Source organism: Pseudonocardia thermophila (assembly GCF_900142365.1).
GTDB lineage: Bacteria > Actinomycetota > Actinomycetes > Mycobacteriales > Pseudonocardiaceae > Pseudonocardia > Pseudonocardia thermophila.
Genome location: NZ_FRAP01000003.1, coordinates 185,061 through 201,761, shown reverse-complemented (window position 1 = coordinate 201,761; position 16,701 = coordinate 185,061). Strand labels below are relative to the sequence as shown.

General features: G+C 73.8%; 14 protein-coding genes. 5 read left to right on the top strand and 9 right to left on the bottom strand.

Going from position 1 to position 16,701, the window contains the following annotated elements; all coding sequences use genetic code 11:
• Nucleotides 1–40: 40 nt before the first annotated feature.
• Both BUE41_RS05360 and BUE41_RS05355 read right to left on the bottom strand, forming a co-directional pair.
• Complete coding sequence (locus BUE41_RS05360; RefSeq protein ID WP_159444858.1) at nucleotides 41–310, bottom strand: hypothetical protein; 270 nt, start codon at nucleotides 308–310, stop codon at nucleotides 41–43.
• A gap of 284 nt (nucleotides 311–594) precedes the next feature.
• The gene (locus BUE41_RS05355; protein WP_073455732.1) at nucleotides 595–1,077 is read right to left on the bottom strand and encodes a MarR family winged helix-turn-helix transcriptional regulator; all 483 of its coding nucleotides are present in this window, start codon (nucleotides 1,075–1,077) and stop codon (nucleotides 595–597) included.
• On the opposite strand from BUE41_RS05355, the gene BUE41_RS05350 reads away from it, so the two are divergent.
• Complete coding sequence (locus BUE41_RS05350) at nucleotides 1,076–1,537, top strand: pyridoxamine 5'-phosphate oxidase family protein (protein ID WP_073455731.1); 462 nt, start codon at nucleotides 1,076–1,078, stop codon at nucleotides 1,535–1,537. The two genes, BUE41_RS05355 and BUE41_RS05350, sit on opposite strands and share 2 nt — an antisense overlap.
• Here the strand turns inward: BUE41_RS05350 and BUE41_RS05345 are convergent, their stop codons facing one another.
• Entirely contained in the window at nucleotides 1,538–5,263 is a 3,726-nt protein-coding gene (locus tag BUE41_RS05345) for an ABC transporter ATP-binding protein (protein ID WP_073455730.1), read from the bottom strand. It abuts the gene before it with no gap.
• Nucleotides 5,264–5,335: 72 nt separating this feature from the next.
• On the opposite strand from BUE41_RS05345, the gene BUE41_RS05340 reads away from it, so the two are divergent.
• Together BUE41_RS05340 and BUE41_RS05335 are read left to right on the top strand one after the other, a co-directional pair.
• Entirely contained in the window at nucleotides 5,336–5,932 is a 597-nt protein-coding gene (locus BUE41_RS05340; protein WP_200803768.1) for a class I SAM-dependent methyltransferase, read from the top strand.
• A 106-nt stretch (nucleotides 5,933–6,038) separates the two neighbouring features.
• Nucleotides 6,039–7,598 (top strand): long-chain-fatty-acid--CoA ligase, encoded by a 1,560-nt coding sequence (locus tag BUE41_RS05335; RefSeq protein ID WP_073455728.1) that lies wholly within the window; start codon nucleotides 6,039–6,041, stop codon nucleotides 7,596–7,598.
• Between the two features lie 28 nt (nucleotides 7,599–7,626).
• On the opposite strand, the gene BUE41_RS05330 is transcribed toward BUE41_RS05335, so the two are convergent.
• The 6 genes from BUE41_RS05330 to BUE41_RS05305 form a co-directional block, all read right to left on the bottom strand.
• Complete coding sequence (locus tag BUE41_RS05330; RefSeq protein ID WP_073455727.1) at nucleotides 7,627–8,706, bottom strand: acyl-CoA dehydrogenase family protein; 1,080 nt, start codon at nucleotides 8,704–8,706, stop codon at nucleotides 7,627–7,629.
• On the bottom strand, nucleotides 8,703–9,893 hold the full coding sequence (locus BUE41_RS05325) for an acyl-CoA dehydrogenase family protein (protein WP_073455726.1): 1,191 nt from the start codon (nucleotides 9,891–9,893) through the stop codon (nucleotides 8,703–8,705). Before BUE41_RS05325 ends, BUE41_RS05330 begins: the two co-directional genes overlap by 4 nt.
• Nucleotides 9,886–11,124 (bottom strand): acyl-CoA dehydrogenase family protein, encoded by a 1,239-nt coding sequence (locus BUE41_RS05320; protein ID WP_073455725.1) that lies wholly within the window; start codon nucleotides 11,122–11,124, stop codon nucleotides 9,886–9,888. Before BUE41_RS05320 ends, BUE41_RS05325 begins: the two co-directional genes overlap by 8 nt.
• A gap of 133 nt (nucleotides 11,125–11,257) precedes the next feature.
• Complete coding sequence (locus tag BUE41_RS05315) at nucleotides 11,258–12,046, bottom strand: SDR family oxidoreductase (RefSeq protein ID WP_073455724.1); 789 nt, start codon at nucleotides 12,044–12,046, stop codon at nucleotides 11,258–11,260.
• Nucleotides 12,046–12,801, bottom strand: coding sequence for an SDR family oxidoreductase (locus tag BUE41_RS05310; RefSeq protein ID WP_073455723.1), 756 nt, complete (start codon nucleotides 12,799–12,801; stop codon nucleotides 12,046–12,048). The genes BUE41_RS05315 and BUE41_RS05310 overlap by 1 nt, the downstream gene beginning before the upstream one ends.
• On the bottom strand, nucleotides 12,798–14,015 hold the full coding sequence (locus BUE41_RS05305; RefSeq protein ID WP_073455722.1) for an acetyl-CoA C-acetyltransferase: 1,218 nt from the start codon (nucleotides 14,013–14,015) through the stop codon (nucleotides 12,798–12,800). Before BUE41_RS05305 ends, BUE41_RS05310 begins: the two co-directional genes overlap by 4 nt.
• 119 nt (nucleotides 14,016–14,134) lie before the next feature.
• Here BUE41_RS05305 and BUE41_RS05300 point away from each other — a divergent pair, with 119 nt between their 5' ends.
• Nucleotides 14,135–14,734: a TetR/AcrR family transcriptional regulator gene (locus tag BUE41_RS05300; RefSeq protein ID WP_234996980.1), complete on the top strand. Its 600-nt coding sequence runs from the start codon at nucleotides 14,135–14,137 to the stop codon at nucleotides 14,732–14,734.
• A 103-nt stretch (nucleotides 14,735–14,837) separates the two neighbouring features.
• Nucleotides 14,838–16,586 (top strand): serine/threonine-protein kinase, encoded by a 1,749-nt coding sequence (locus BUE41_RS05295; RefSeq protein WP_073455720.1) that lies wholly within the window; start codon nucleotides 14,838–14,840, stop codon nucleotides 16,584–16,586.
• Nucleotides 16,587–16,701: the final 115 nt, after the last annotated feature.

The window sequence follows — 16,701 nt, the reverse complement described above, 5'->3', positions numbered from 1 at the left end:
GCATTTCCTCCGAGGGTCGAGGGTCGAGCCGGGTCGTGGATCAGCCGTACACGATGCGCCGCAGCTGCCGCGGTGACAGCTCCGGCGGGGCGAACCGCCGCTGCGCCAGCTCCGCGCCGAGCGCGCGGAAGATCTGGTCGTTGGTGTGCCCGCTGCGCTGGAGCTCGCGGTGCCGGCGGCGCACGTAGTCCCGCACCGGCTCGGCGAAGTACGCCACGACCTCGTCGACGACTCGTGCGGCCTCTCCCGGGCTCAGCGGGGTGGTGCGCGTCAGGTGCTCGACCAGATCGGCGTACAGACCGCGGGGCACGCAACGACTGTGCACCCTTGGACCCCGAAACGCCAAATTCCTGCCCGAAATCGGGCAGAACATGCCCGTGAGCAGGAGTTAAGCAGTACCCCGGGCACGGAGCCTCCCCCTGAAGGGCCAGGACACTCCACCTGACGGGCCAGTACGCAGTGCGCGCGAGTCGCGGATCCCGTGGCGGCGAGTTGCAGGAATCACGTCGGCGAATCGCGGATCCGGTGACGGCGAGTCGCGCGTTCGGGGCCGCCGAGACGCGGACTCCGTGACGCGCGGCCAGCCCGAGCGGGCTATGCCGGCGGGCGCACCCGCCGGGCGCGGATCGCGGCCGTGCCACCGAACCGGTCGATCACCTCGGCCAGCAGGGCCCGGGCGTCCGCGAGGCGCTCCGCCCCGTAGGCGTCCGCCAGCTCGGCGTCGAGCCGGGCGCGCAGGCGGCGGGCCGCGGCGACGGCGGCTTCGCCGGTCCCGGTCAGCTGCAGCCGGCGGGCCCGGGCGTCCCCCGGCACCGGCGCTCGGACGAGCAGGCCGCGGCGCTCCATGTCGGCGACGGTCTTGGACGCCGCCTGCTGGGTCACCCCCATCCGCCGCGCCAGCTCGGTGATCGACAGTGGTTCGGCGAGCACGTGCTGGATCACCACAGCGTCGGAGAACCGCAGGTCGGGCAGCCCCTCGGCGACGAGGCGGCGCTGCAGCTCGTCGGCCATCACCCAGCCGGCGAACAGCGCGAGCAGTGACAGCTCCAGCTCAGCGACCCTATGATGCACAACCATGGTTGTGGATTCTACGGACGGCGTGCTCGACGGCTTCGTGCGCGTCGCGCACCGCATCGTCTGGTGCACCCTCGCCACGGTCGACGGGCGCGGCCGCCCGCGCTCCCGCGTCGTGCACCCGGTCTGGGAGCGCACGAGCGACGGACTGACCGGCTGGGTCTACACGCGCCCGGCCAGCCCGAAGATCGCTCACCTGCGGCGCACTCCGTACGTCTCCTGCTCGTACTGGGACCCGCAGCAGGAGGTCGCCGTCGCCGAGTGCGCGGCCGACGTGACCGATGATCCGGCCGTGCGAGAGCACGTGTGGGCGCTGGCCACCGGCCTGCCCGAGCCGCTCGGGTTCGATCCGCGGATCATGGGCGTCACCGACGTCACCGACCCGGGCGTGGTGATCCTGCGGCTCACCCCGTGGCGGCTAGCGACCGGCGGCGCGGTCTGGCGACGCAGCACCGCCGCCTGATCAGGCGGCTTCCGGCTCCAGGCTCCCGGCCGCCCACAACCGCGCGTACACCCCGCCCTGCGCGAGCAGCTCGTCGTGCGTGCCCAGCTCGACGATCCGGCCGGCGTCGAGCACCGCGATGCGGTCGGCACGGGCGGCCGTGGCCAGCCGGTGCGCGACCACGAACGCGGTCCGCCGGGCCAGCAGCTTGTCGCCGGCCGCGAGCACGGCGGCCTCGGTCGCCGGGTCGAGCGCCGCGGTGGCCTCGTCGAACAGCAGGATGTCCGGATCGGCCAGCTCCGCGCGGGCCAGTGCGATCAGCTGCCGCTGCCCCGCCGAGAGCCCCTGGCCGCGCTCGCCGACGGGCTGGCGGAACCCGTGCGGCAAGCTGCGCACCAGCTCGTACGCCCCGACCGCGCGCGCGGCGGCCTCGATCTCCGCCTGGGACGCGTCCGGGCGGGCGTAGGCGATGTTGGTCGCGACGTCGCCGGTGAACAGGTGCGGCTCCTGCGGCACGATGCCCAGCCGGCGCCGGTAGTCGGCCAGGCGCCACCGCCGCACGTCGACCCCGTCGACGAACACCTGCCCCTCCCCGGCGTCGTAGAACCGGGCGAGCAGCTTCACCAGCGTCGACTTGCCCGCGCCGGTGGCCCCGACCAGCGCGATCGTCTCCCCGGGCGCGACGGTGAGCGACACGTCGTGCAGCGCGGGCGGCGCGTCCGGCGCGTACCGGAACGTCACGTTGCGCAGCTCGACCGCGCCCGTCAGCCGCTCCGGCACCGCCACCTGCTCTCCGTCCGGCACGTCCGGCACCGACGACGGGGTGCGCAGCAGCTCGCCGATGCGGGTGAGCCCGATGCGGGCCTGCTGGTAGCCGTCGAAGACCTGCGACAGCTGCTGCACCGGCGCGAAGAACATCGCGAGGTAGAGCAGGAACGCGGTGAGCACACCGGGCGAGAGGTCCCCGGCCGCCACGCGCGCGGCCCCGACGGCCAGCACCGACAGCTGCGCGACGTCGGAGAGCAGCGCCGCGAACGGGAAGTACGTGGCGACCAGCCGCTGGGCGCGGATGCGGGAGCGCCGGTAGGCGTCGCTGCGCCGGGCGAACCGGTCGGCCGCCCGCTCCTCGTGCACGTACGCCTGCGCCACCCGCACGCCGGTGACGTTCTCCTGCATGTCGGCGTTGACGATGCTGACCTTCTCGCGGGCCTCCGCGTACGCGCGCGAGGCGGAGCGGCGGAACAGCACCGTCGCCACGATCAGCACGGGCACGGTGGCGAGCGCGACCAGCGCGAGCTCGACGTCGGTGAGCAGCAGCGCCACCGCCACCCCGACGACGGTCATCAGGCTCACCACGGCCTGCGCCAGCCCGGTCTGCAGGAACGTCGACAGCGCGTCGACGTCGGTGGTCATCCGGGTCATGATCCGACCGGACAGCTCGCGCTCGTAGTAGTCGAGCCCCAGCCGCTGCAGGTGCGCGTAGCTGCGCACCCGCAGCAGGTACAGCAGGCTCTCCCCGGTCCGGGCGGCCAGCACGGTCTGCGCCGCGACGAAGAACCAGTCCGCCGCGACGATCCCGATCGCCAGCAGTGCGGCGACCAGCAGCACCTGCTCAGAGCCGGCGGTGATGCCGCCGTCGACGGCGAAGCGGGCGACCGAGGGGAACGCGAGCGAGGCCAGCGCGTCGAGGGCGACCATCGCCAGCGCCCCGACGAACACCCACCGCACCGGCCGCAGCAGCCGGGCCAGCCGGAACCCCGGGTCCGGCGCGGTCGGATCGCCCCCGCGCAGCCGCGGCTCCTCGGTGGCGGGCGGCAGTTCCGCGACCCGGCGCAGCAGCTCGGGCGACGCCGGCATCGACGCCGCGGCCGTCATCGCCGACGGCGGCCCGCCGCGCACCGCCGCATCGGCCGTCCGGGCCGCCCCGACGCCCGCGAACCCGGATTCCCCCACCTGCGGCCACAGCTCGTCGCTGATCCCGGTCGCGACCGGCGCCGGGCCCGCGGCGGTGACGGTGATGCCCATCAGCTCGCGGAACAGTGCGCTGCGCGCGGTGAGCTCGGCCTCCGTGCCGACGTCGACGATCCGCCCGTCGTCCAGCACCGCGATCCGGTCGGCAAGTGCGAGCGTGGAGCGCCGGTGCGCGACCAGGATCGTGGTGCGCCCGGCGGTCAGCTCGCGCAGCGTGTCGAGGATGGCCGCCTCGGTGGCGGTGTCGACCGCGGACGTGGCGTCGTCGAGCAGCAGCACCCTGGGATCGGTGAGCACCGCCCTGGCCAGCGCGATCCGCTGCCGCTGCCCGCCGGACAGGGTCAGCCCGCGCTCCCCGACGAGGGTGTCGTAGCCCTGCGGCAGCGACTCGACGAACTCGTCGACCCGGGCGGCGGCCGCGGCGGCGCGCACCTCCTCGTCGGTGGCGTCGGGTCGGCCGTAGGCGATGTTGGCCCGGATCGTGTCGGAGAACAGGAACGCCTCCTCGAACACCACCCCGAGCTGGCGGCGCAGCTCCTGCAGCCGCAGCCGGGGCAGCGGCACCCCGCCCAGGCGCAGCTCGCCCTCCTGCGGGTCGTAGAACCGCGGCAGCAGCAGCGCCACCGTCGACTTGCCGGACCCGGCCGGCCCGACCAGCGCCAGCGTCTCCCCCGGCTCGACGCGCAGCGACACGTCGGACAGCACGGGCTCGCTGCGGCTGTAGCCGAACGTCACGTGGTCCAGCTCGACCGACAGCGGCCCCTCCGGCAGCGGCAGCGGGTCGGCGGGGTCGACGACCTCGGGCTGGGAGTCCTGCAGCTCGTAGACGCGCTCCGCGGCGGCCCGGGTCAGCTGCGCGGTCACCACGAGCGAGCCGAGCAGCCGCGCGGGCCCGGCCAGCTGGGCGACGTAGGTGACGAACGCCAGGAACGTGCCGATGCTGATCTGCCCCCGCAGCGCCAGCCAGCCGCCGAGGCCGATCACCCCGACCTGCCCGACCATCGGCAGCAGCTGCAGGGTCGGGTTGAGCCGGGCGGTGAGCCAGGCCGCGCGCATGCGCTCCGCGTAGAGCCGCCGCGCGCGCTTCTCCAGGGCGGCGACCTCACGCACCTCCTGCCCGAAGCCCTTCACCACCCGGACGCCGGTGACGGTCTCCTCGACGTGCTGGGCGATGTCGGCGGCCCGCTGCTGCGCCGACCACGTGGCCGGGAACAGCCGCCGCCGCGACCGCGCCACCAGCCAGGCCGCGAGCGGGAAGAGCACCACCGTGAACAGCGTCAGCAGCGGCGACAGCCACAGCATCGCGCCCACCGACACCACGGCCAGCACCAGCGAGCCGATCGACAGCGGCGTGATCATCAGCAGGCCCTGGACCTGCTGGACATCGGTGTTGGCGCGCGAGACGACCTGCCCGGTGCGCAGCGCGTCCTGCTTCTCGCCGTCCAGCCGGGCGACCGCGGCGAACACCGCTCGGCGCATGTCGTGCTGCACGTCCAGCGCCAGCTTGCCGCCGAGGTAGCGGCGCAGGAACGCCGCGCCGAACCGCACGACGGCCAGCACCGCGAACGCGACCACGACGGGGCCGAGCAGCTCGGTGGAGCCCGCGACCGCCTCGTCGACGGCGACCCGGGTGAGCAGCGGCCCGATCGCGTCCAGCCCGACCCCGAGGATCGACGCGGCCAGCGCGCCGAACATGACGGCCCGGTGCTGCAGACACGCGCGCAGCAGCCGGCGGATCCAGCCCAGCTCGGAATCGGGACGACGCACGGGCTCCACGGTAAGCCGTTCCGCCGACGGAGATCGCCGCACGCCGTCCGGCGCAGCTGGTGGGCTGGCACGATGAGCCGCATGTCGGCGGACCGGGAGTTCTGGGACGAGCGGTGGTCGCTCGCCCTGCACGCGCCCGGGCAGGCGCTCACCCGCCGCCCGCCGCACGCGTACCTGACCGAGGCGGTGCGCGATCTTCCACCCGGCCGGGCCCTCGACGCCGGCTGCGGCGACGGCGCCGACGCGCTCTGGCTCGCCGCCCGCGGCTGGCGGGTGACCGCGCTCGACTTCTCCCCCGCCGCGCTGACCCACGCCAGGGCGAACGCGGACGCGGCCGGCCCGGCGGTGGCGGCGCGCGTGTCCTGGCTCGAGGCCGACCTGCGGACCTGGCAGCCCCCGGCCGGTGCGTTCGACCTGGTCATCTGCCTGTACGTGCAGGTCGCGGGCTCCACGCCGGACGTGCTCGCGCGGATCGCCTCCGGTGTCGCCCCCGGCGGCACGCTGCTCGTGGTCGGCCACCACGCCCTGGGCACGGCCGACGAGCGGCCGCAGGCCTCCGTCGCCGACGCCGTGACCACGCTCGATCCCCGGGAGTGGGAGCTCGTCGTCGCCGAGGACCGGCTGCGGGCGAACGGCACCGGCCTCGACGCGGTGATCAACGCCCGCCGCACGGCCTGACCTCGCAGGTCCTGCCGCCGTTCGCCCCTGCCGCGGAAGGCGGGCTCTCGGTTAGCATCCGCCGATCAGCTGCAGTGACGCAGATCTCACGGGGGAGAGGGACCGCATGACGGACCAGACCGACTTCGCCTCGATCGTCGCGGACATCGCCCGGGAACGCCCTGACGACATCGCGTTGACGTACTACGACCGGTCGTGGACGTGGGCGCAGTTCGTCGAGCGGATCCAGCGCAACGCCGCCGCCCAGCGCGCCGCCGGTCTGCAGCCCGGTGACCGGGTGGCCGTGCTGGACCTCAACCACCCGTCGTGCCTGGAGACCACGCTGGCGTGCGCGCAGGTCGGCACGGCGAACGCCATCGTGAACTTCCGCCTGGCCCCGCCCGAGATCATCTACGTGATCAACGACGCGCAGGCGAAGATCCTGTTCGTCGGCCCGGAGTTCGCCGGCGCCGTCGCGCAGATCCGGGAGAAGATCCCGACGGTGCAGACGGTCGTGCACGTCGGCGGGGAGAACGACGAGTACGAGGCCTGGCTGGCCGCGCACGAGCCGGACCCCGAGCACTACCCGGCCCGGCCCGACGACTGCTTCGTGCAGCTCTACACGTCGGGCACGACCGGCTTCCCGAAGGGCGCGCTGCTCACCCACCGCGGGATGCTCAGCCACGCCCGCAACGTCGCCACCGACTTCGAACTGGGCCCCGAGTCGCGGGTGCAGGTGGCGATGCCGCTGTTCCACGTCGGCGGCACCAGCTACGCGCTGCTGACGCTCGCCCAGGGCGCCCGCATCTCGATGCTGCGCGTGCCCGACCCGGTCGCCGTGTGGGACATGCTGGAGCGCGAGCGCATCACCCACACGTTCCTGGTCCCGGCGCTGCTCGCGACGATGATGCAGGTGCCCGACGCCGAGGAGCGCGACGTGAGTGCGCTGCAGGCGCTCTCGTACGGGGCCTCACCCATGCCGCTGCCGGTGCTGCGGCAGTGCCTGAAGGTCTTCCCCGGGAAGATGCACCAGGTCTACGGCATGACCGAGGCGTGCGGCGTGGTGTCCTCGCTGGGTCCGGAGGACCACGACGAGAGCCCGGAGAAGGCGCACCGGCTGCTGTCGGCCGGCAAACCGATCCACGGCGTCGAGATGGAGGTGCGCGATCCCGCGACCGGCGAGCCCGTGCCGGTCGGCTCGCCCGGCGAGATCTGGGTGCGCACCGAGCAGCTGATGGCCGGCTACTGGCAGAAGCCCGACGCCACCGAGTCCGCGATCACCCCGGACGGCTGGCTGCGCAGCGGCGACGGCGGCTACATGGACGCCGACGGCTACTTCTACGTCACCGACCGGATCAAGGACATGATCATCAGCGGTGGGGAGAACATCTACCCCGCCGAGATCGAGCGGGTGCTGGTCGAGCACCCGACGGTCGCCGACGTCGCCGTCATCGGCGTGCCGGACGACAAGTGGGGCGAGGTGCCGAAGGCGATCGTCGTCCCGGCGCCGGGGCAGACCGTCGATCCCGACGAGCTGATCGCCTACAGCCGCGAGCACCTGGCGTCGTTCAAGTGCCCCAAGTCGGTGGAGATCATCGACGAGCTGCCGCGCAACCCCTCGGGCAAGGTGCTGAAGAAGGACCTGCGCGCGAAGTACTGGGAAGGCCGCGAGCGCCAGGTCGTCTGACCACCGGCCCCCGCGGCCCTCCCCAGGCTCAGCCGGGCAGCCCCACGAGCTCCGCGAGGCGCGCGCGGTGGCTGCCCGGCGCGCCGAGGGCCAGCTGGTCCGCCTTCGCCCGCTTCAGGTAGAGGTGGGCGGGGTGCTCCCAGGTCATGCCGATGCCGCCGTGCAGCTGGATGGCCTCCTCGGCGGCGGTCACAGCCAGCTCGCCGCAGAACGACGCCGCAACCGCCGTCGCGACCGGCACGTCCGGGTCGTCCGCGGCGAGCGCGGCCGCGGCGTGCCGGGCGGCCGCCACCCCGTTGTCGACAGCGATGGCGAGGTCGGCGAGCCGGTGCTTGATCGCCTGGAAGCCGCCGACGACGCGGCCGAACTGCCGGCGCACCTTCAGGTAGGCGACGGTCTCCGCCAGGCACCAACGGGCCAGCCCGACCTGCTCCGAGGCGAGCAGCGCCGCCCCGGCCCGCAGGCCGGCCCGCACCGCCGGCTCGGCGTCGGCGACGACGAGCTCACCCGCGGCGCCGTCGAACGCGACGTCGGCGAGCTGGCGACTCATGTCCAGGCTCACCACCGGAGCGATCCGGGCGTGCTCGGCCGGTACCGCGTACAGGCCGCCTCCGGCGGGCACGAGCAGGACATCGGCCTCCAGCGCCCCGGCGACGCTCGTGACAGCGCCGGTGATCCGCCCGTCGGCGGTGAGGTCGAGCGCCGGCAACGGGGCGTCCGGCCCGGTGGTCAGCGGGACGGCCAGCGCGGCCACCCGCTCCCCAGCGGCCAGCTCCCCCAGCAGAGCGGCGCCGGTGCCCGCCACCGCGGTGGTGGCGATGACCGCGCTGGTCAGGAACGGCACCGGGGCCACCGCCCGGCCCAGCTCCTCCAGCACGACCGCCGCCTCCCGCGCGGACGCACCCGCTCCGCCCGCGGCCTCCGGCACGAGCAGCCCGGCCAGGCCCAGCTCGACGGCGACGGTCTTCCACAGCCCCGGCACCGCGCTGCGGTCGCCGTCGTACATCGCGATCACCGCGGCCGGGGTGCAGCGGTCGGCGAGCGCGCCGCGGACCGTGGCCCGCAGGTCCTCCTCGACCTCCGAGTACAGCAGGTCCAGCTCGCTCACCGCTGCAGCTCCTTCCACGGGACGTCCTTGTCCACCCGCGGCTCGGGCGGCAGGCCGAGCACCCGTTCGGCGACGATGTTGCGCAGGACCTCGCTGGTGCCGCCCTCGATCGAGTTGCCCTTGGCGCGCAGGTAGCGGTAACCGTGGTCGCGGCCGGTCATGTCCACCTGCTCGGGCCGCACCATCGTCCAGTCCGAGTAGCGCAGCCCGTCCTCGCCGCGCAGCTCCAGCTCCAGCGCCGACAGCTGCTGGTTGATCCGCGCGAACGTCACCTTCGTCGCCGCGCCCTCCGGGCCGGGCTGGCCCTGGGCGAGCTTCTGCCGCAGCCGGATCCCGGTCAGCCGGGCCACCTCGGCCTCCACCCACAGTCGCAGCAGTCGGTCGTGCAGCTCCGGGGTGCGCTTCTCCGGCAGGCTGCGCCACGCCTCGACGACCTTGCCGATCATGCCGCTCTCCCGGGGTGCGGCCCGGCCGCCGATCGCCACGCGCTCGTTGTTCAGCGTCGCGGTGGCGACCCGCCAGCCCTGCCCCACCTCGCCGATCCGGTACGCGTCCGGGATGCGCACGTCGGTCAGGAAGACCTCGTTGAACTCGGCCTCCCCGGTGATCTGGCGCAGCGGCCGCACGTCGACGCCCGGGTCGGTCATGTCGCACACGAAGTACGTCAGCCCGGCGTGCTTCGGCTTGTCGGGATCGGTGCGGGCCACCAGGATCGCGAACCGGGCGTTGTGCGCCGACGAGGTCCACACCTTCTGCCCGTTGACGATCCACTCGTCGCCGTCGCGGACCGCGCGGGTGGCGAGGTTGGCCAGGTCGGAGCCGGCGCCGGGCTCGCTGAACAGCTGGCACCAGATCTCCTCGCCCGTCCACAGCGGACGCAGGAAGCGGCGCTTCTGCTCCTCGGTGCCGAAGGCGAGGATCGTCGGCGCGGCCATGCCGAGCCCGATCACGTTGCGACGGGGCGCGTTGTCCGGCGCCCCGGCCGCCGCGAACGCCGCGTCGACCTCGGACTGCCGCGCGGCCGGCAGCCCGAGCCCGCCGTGGCCCTCCGGGAACCACACCCACGCCAGGCCGGCGTCGTAGCGGGCGCGGAGGAACTCCAGCCGGTCCGTGGTGGCCGGATCGTGCTCGGCGAGGAACCGCTCGACCACGGCCGCGAGATCCACGCCGGGGTCGACCTCACCCACCGCGCTCCTCCCGGGCGCGGCGCTGACGGCGCAGCTCGGCCCGCCCCAGCGAGTTCTTGTGCACCTCGTCGGGCCCGTCGGCGAACCGCAGCGTGCGGTTGTGCGCGTAGGCGTAGGCGAGGGGGAAGTCCTGCGAGAGCCCGCCGCCGCCGTGGACCTGGATGGCCTTGTCGAGGATCCACTCGACGGTCGCCGGAGTGGCGATCTTGATGGCCTGGATCTCGGTGTGGGCGCCCTTGTTGCCGACGGTGTCCATCAGCCACGCGGTCTTGAGCACCAGCAGGCGCAGCTGCTCGATCCGCACCCGCGCCTCGGCGATCCACTCCCGGATCACGCCCTGATCGGCCAGCGGCTTGCCGAACGCGACCCGCTCGTCGGCCCGGGCGCACATCAGCTCCAGGGCCCGCTCGGCGGCGCCGATCGCGCGCATGCAGTGGTGGATGCGGCCGGGACCGAGCCGGGCCTGCGCGATGGCGAACCCGTCGCCCTCCTGCCCGATCAGGTTGCTCACCGGCACCCGGACGTCGGTGAAGGTCAGCTCGGCGTGCCCGCCGTGCTCGTGGTCGTCGTAGCCGAGGACGTGCATCGCGCGCTTGACCTCGACGCCCGGGGTGTCCCGCGGCACCAGGACCATCGACTGCTGGCGGTGCCGATCGGCCGACGGATCGGTCTTGCCCATGACGATGAAGATCCGCGCGTTCGGGTTCATCGCCCCGGTGATCCACCACTTGCGGCCGTTGATGACGTACTCGTCGCCGTCGCGCTCGATGCGGGTGGAGATGTTCGTGGCGTCGGACGAGGCCACATCCGGCTCGGTCATCGCGAAGGACGAGCGGATCTCGCCCTCCAGGAGCGGCTCCAGCCACTCCTTGCGCTGGGCCTCGGTGCCGAACAGCGACAGCACCTCCATGTTCCCGGTGTCCGGCGCCGCGCAGTTCAGCGCGGGCGGGGCCAGGTGGATGCTGCGCCCGGTGATCTCGGCCAGCGGGGCGTACTGCAGGTTGGTCAGCCCGGCGCCGTGCTCGCCCGGCAGGAACAGGTTCCACAGCCCGCGCCGGCGGGCCTCGGCCCGCAGCTCCTGCAGCACCGGCGCCGAGTCCCACGCCCAGCGGTTCGGCAGCTGCTCCAGCTGCTCCTCGAACACGGGTTCGGCCGGGTAGACGTAGTTGTCCATGAACTCGAGCAGCGACTCGCGCAGCTCGTTCGTGCGGGCGTCGAAGGCGAAATCCATCGAAACTCCTCGATCGGTGTTCCCGGGCGCGGACTGCGCCGTCCGCGGTCCGGGCCCCCCGTCCTGTTCTGCGAGCGGCTCAGCGGGACGGCACAGAGGGTGGGCACGAATAGGGTCGACGACACGGGGTGGCTCAGAGCCTGTCCGCTTCGAGCCGCCGCTGCAGCTTGTTCATACCGGCGAGCCAGCGGTCGGTGTCGGTGGCGCGGGTGGCGTAGTACTTGGCGACCTCGGGGTGCGGCAGGATCAGGAACCGGTCGTCCTGCAGCGCCTGCCACACGGTCTCGGCGACGTCCTGCGGGGTGAGCGCGGTGTCGTGGGAGAGCAGCTCGCGCAGCGGCCCGGTCTCCTCCAGCATCTTCGTCTGCACCCCCTGCGGGCAGATCGCCTGAACGATGATCCCGCGGTGGCGGTAGGTGGCCGAGAGCCACTCCGCGAACGCGACCGCGCCGTGCTTGGTCACCGAGTACGCGGGCGCCTCCAGCATCGTGAGCAGCCCGGCCGCGGAGGCCGTGACGACGAACCGGCCGCTGCCGCGCTCCAGCCACTCGGGCACGAGCAACCGGGCAGCGCGCACGTGCGCGAGCACGTTGACCTCGAGCGACGCCGTCCAGTCCGCCTCGCTCATGTCCAGGCCGAAGCCTCGGGCGATGCCGGCGTTGGCGAACCACACGTCGATCGCGCCGAGGTGCTCGCGAGCCGACTCGACCAGCGCCGCGACCCCGGCCTCGGCCGCCGCGTCACCGGGCACGGGGACCCCGCCGATCGCGGCGGCGACCTCCGAGACCGCCGCCGCGTCCAGGTCGTTGACGACGACCCGGGCGCCCTCGGCGGCCATCCGCGTCGCGAGCGCCCGGCCGATGCCGCGACCCGCACCCGTGATCACGACCCCCTTGCCGCGCACCACGTCGGAGCCGGCCATCACACACCGCCCGTCAGCGTCACACCGCCGTCGACGACGATCGTCTGGCCGGTCATCCAGCCCGCGTCGGGCGAGAGCAGGAACGCCACCACGCTGCCGACGTCGTCGGGCACGCCGAGCCGCTTGAGCGGGTAGACCGACGCCACCTCCTCCTCGCGGCCCTCGTAGAGCTTGGTGGCGAAGCGGGTCTTCACCACGGCCGGGGCGACCGCGTTGACGCGGACGTCCGGGCCGAGCTCCACGGCCAGCTCCTGGGTGAGGTAGGCGAGCATCGCCTTGCTGGCGCCGTACATGCCGATGCCGGGCGCCGGCCGCTGCCCGGCCACCGACGAGACGTTGACGACCGCGCCGCCGTGCTCGCCCATCCACGCGCGGTGGACGTGCTGCACCCACGACAGCGCCGCCAGGCAGTTGACCTCGACGATCTTGCGCGCCGCGTCGAGGTCCAGCTCGAGCAGCGGCCCGTAGACGGGGTTGATGCCGGTGTTGTTCACCAGTAGGTCGGCGCTGCCGAACGCCTCGATCGCCAGCTTGACGACTTCGGCCTGGTGCGCGGTGTCCGCGGCGTTGCCCGCTACGCCCAACGCGTGCTCAGCGCCGCCGAGGGCCGCGACGGCGTCGTCGAGCGCCTCCTGCTTGCGCGCGGTGATCACGACGCGGGCACCCTCGTCGACCAGCCGCTGCGCGATCGCGAGGCCGATGCCGCGGCTGGCACCGGTGACGATCGCCGTGCGCCCGGTGAACCGGCCCGTCACGAGAGCCGCTCCAGGATCATCGCCATGCCCTGACCGCCGCCGACGCACATGGTCTCCAGGCCGATCTGCTTGTCGTGCCACTGCAGCGAGTGGATCAGCGTGCTGGTGATCCGGGCGCCGGTCATGCCGAACGGGTGGCCGACGGCGATCGCGCCGCCGTTCACGTTCAGCTTCTCCTCGGGGATGCCCAGCTCCCGCGCGGAACCGATCACCTGGACGGCGAACGCCTCGTTGATCTCGACCAGGTCGATGTCGTCGATGGTCATTCCGGCGCGCTTGAGCGCCTGGCGGGTGGCGTCCACCGGGCCGAGCCCCATGATCTCCGGCGAGAGCCCGCTGACCCCGGTGGCGACGATCCGCGCCAGCGGGGTGATCCCCAGCTCGGCGGCCTTGCGGTCGGACATCACGATCACCGCGGCGGCACCGTCGTTGAGCGGGCAGCAGTTGCCGGCGGTCACGGTGCCGTCGGGGCGGAACGCGGGCTTCAGCTGGGAGACCGCCTCCAGAGTGGTGCCCGGCCGCGGGCCGTCATCGGCGGAGACGACCGTGCCGTCGGGCAGCGTGACCGGGGTGATGTCGCGGGCCCAGAACCCGTCGGCGATCGCCTTCTCGGCGAGGTTCTGGCTGCGCACGCCGAACTCGTCCTGCTCGCGGCGGGTGATGCCGGTGGCCTGCGCGACGTTCTCCGCGGTCTGGCCCATCGCGATGTAGACGTCGGGCAGCTCGCCGTCGGCGCGCGGGTCGCTCCACGTGCCCTCGCCCGCGGCCAGCGCGGCGGTGCGCGCCTTGGCGTCGTCGAAGATCGGGTTCTCGGTGCCGGGCAGCCCGTCGGCGGCGCCCTTCCCGTACCGGCTGACGGTCTCGACGCCGGCGGAGATGAACACGTCGCCCTCGCCGGCCTTGATCGCGTGCATCGCCATGCGGGTGGTCTGCAGGCTCGACGAGCAGTACCGGTTCACGGTCACGCCGGGCAGGTGGTCCATGCCGGCCATGACGGCGACGACGCGCGCCAGGTTGTGGCCCTGCTCGCCCGCGGGCTGCGCGCAGCCGAGCATGAGGTCGTCGATCTCGCGGCGGTCGAGCTGAGGAACCTGCGCCAGGGCCGCCTCGACCATCTGCAGGGTGAGGTCGTCGGGGCGCATCTCCTTCAGCGAGCCCTTGTTCGCGCGGCCTATCGGCGAGCGGGCTACGGCGACGATCACGGCTTCGGGCATCGGCGACCTCCTGGGGTTACTAAGCGCTTGCTTAGGATCGTAGACTCCTACGCTTGGCAGCGGAAGGAGGCCCGGTCCCCGGACCGATGAGCGGCATCACAGATGCAGAACGGAGCACCGTGACCAGCACCCAGGACCGGTCGCGCAGCGACGAGACCCGGGCCAAGCTGCTCGACGCCGCGACGACCGCGTTCGCCGAGCGGGGGTTCCACGCCACGACGACCCGCGACATCGCGGCCGCCGCCGGCATGAGCCCCGCCGCGGTGTACGTCCACCACCGCTCCAAGGAGGAGCTGCTCTACCTGATCTCGCGCCGGGGCCACGAGAACACGCTCGCCATCATCCGCGCCGCGGTCGCCGACGTCACCGACCCGCCCGGCCGGCTCGCCGCGGCCGTGCGCGCGTTCGCCGCCGACCACGCCCGGGCCCACACGATGGCCCGCGTCGTCAACTACGAGCTCGGCGCGCTGGACCCCGAGCACCGCGCCGAGATCCTCGAGCTGCGCCGGGCCATCTCGCGGGAGGTGAAGGCGCTCGTGCAGGCCGGCGTCGACAGCGGCGACTTCGACGTCCCGGACGTCGACATGGCCGCCCGCGCCCTGCTCTCCCTGGGCATCGACATCGCCCGCTGGTACCGCACCGACGGCCCGTCCACCCCCGAGGAGATCGGCGAGGGTTACGCCGGGCTCGCGCTGCGGATCGTCGGTCACCGCGGCTGAGCCTCGCGCACCGCCGGGCGGCGTGCCCGTAGGCTCGTCGCCAGACCGACGGACAAGCCGAGAGGAGGGCCGGGGCCCGTTCGCCGCGGGCCCTGGACTGCCGGTGCCCGAGCAGCAGAACAGCCTCGCCGCGAGCTGGATCGGCCGCGTGCTGGCCGGGCACCGCATCGAGGCGCTGATCGGCGAGGGCGGCATGGGCATGGTCTTCCGGGCCACCCACCTGCGGCTGCGCCGCCAGGTCGCGCTCAAGCTGCTGCCCGCCCGGCTGGCCGCCGACGACGACTTCCGCCGCCGGTTCGAGCGCGAGGCCGCGATCGCCGCGAGCCTGGAGCACCCGAACATCGTCCCGATCTACGACGCCGGGCACGTCGACGGCAACCTCTACCTGTCGATGCGCTACATCGACGGCGAGGACCTCAGCGCCGTGCTGCGCCGCGGAGGCCCGCTGCCGGTGGAACGGGTGTGCGCGCTGCTCGGCCCGGTCGCCGACGCCCTCGACGCCGTCCACGAGGCCGGGCTCGTCCACCGCGACGTCAAGCCGGGCAACATCCTCGTCGCCGCGAACGCCCGCCGCGGCGAGCAGGTCTACCTGTGCGACTTCGGCATCGCGAAGGCGTCGGCGGGCGACCACGACATCACCTCGGCCGGACAGTACATGGGCACCGCGCAGTACTCCTCGCCCGAGCAGATCGAGGGCAAGTGGCTCGACGGCCGCTCCGACCAGTACGGGCTGGCCTGCCTGGCGTACCGGTGCCTGACCGGCGAGGTGCCCTACCCGCGCACGGCCACGCACGCGGTGATCTTCGCGCACCTGACCGCCGAACCTCCGCGGGTCACGGCGCTGCGCCCCGACCTGCCGCCCGCCGTCGACGCGGCGGTGGCGAAGGGCGCCGCCAAGCAGCCCGACCACCGCTTCCCCACCTGCACGGCGTTCATCGAAGCCCTGCGCGCGGCGGTGATCCCGCCCCGACCCCAGCCACGACCGCGGCCCCAGCCGCATCCCCGCCCACGGCCGCACCCGGCTCCCGCGCCCGGGCACGCCCCGCCCGCGCCGCGGCCCGCCCCCGGCGGGCAGCCGCGCCGGGTCCTGCCGCCCACCCTGCCGCTGACCGAGCCGGTCGCACCGGTGCCCGCGCCTGCCCCGGCGCCCGAACCCGTCCCGGCACCGCCCGCCGCACCCACACCCGGGCCCACCCCCGCGCCTACGCCGGACCCGGTCCCGGACCCCGCACCGGCCCCCGGACCGTCGGCCGTCCCGACCCCGCTCGAGGTCCGCGCCGCCCGCGGCGAGAACGACCCGTCCGTCACGATCACGTGGACCCCGGGCGGCCCCGAGGAGTTCGAGTACAAGATCAGCCGCCGCACCCCGGACGGCCGCTGGCGGGTCGTCGGCCGCACGACGCACACGGCGATCGTGGACGGTGCGGTCCCGCCCGGCGCTCCGATCCCGGAGTACGAGATCGTCGCCCGCCTCGGCGACCGGTTCTCGGAGCCGGTCGTGTCGACCGCCGTGGAGCCGGTCGAGGACAGCGAAGAGACCGGCGACTCCGGCTTCCCACCCGTCCGGCACCTGGCCGTCGCGTCCGCCGACACGCTCGTCTTCGACTGGCCCGACGGGATCACCGAGGCGATGGTCGTGGTGCGCGGCGACCGACCCCCGACCAGCCCGGACGATCCCGCCGCCACTCGCTGGAAGATCACCAACATGCGCTACCAGCTCGACGGCGGCCTGCGCATCCCGGCGTCGGTGCCGCGCCCCTGCCACGTCGCAGTGGCGTCGTGCCAGCGGGACGGCGGCGCGCTCGTCGTCGCGCCCGCTTTCGACCGCACCGCGCGCGCCGTGCTGCCCTGAACCCGACCCGGAAACGGGCGCAGCTGTCCGGACAATTCATTCCGCGTCCCAGACGCCGTGCGGCTCTCGTCACTCTCTGCCGCCACCGTTGACAATTTCGAGCGAATCGACCTAC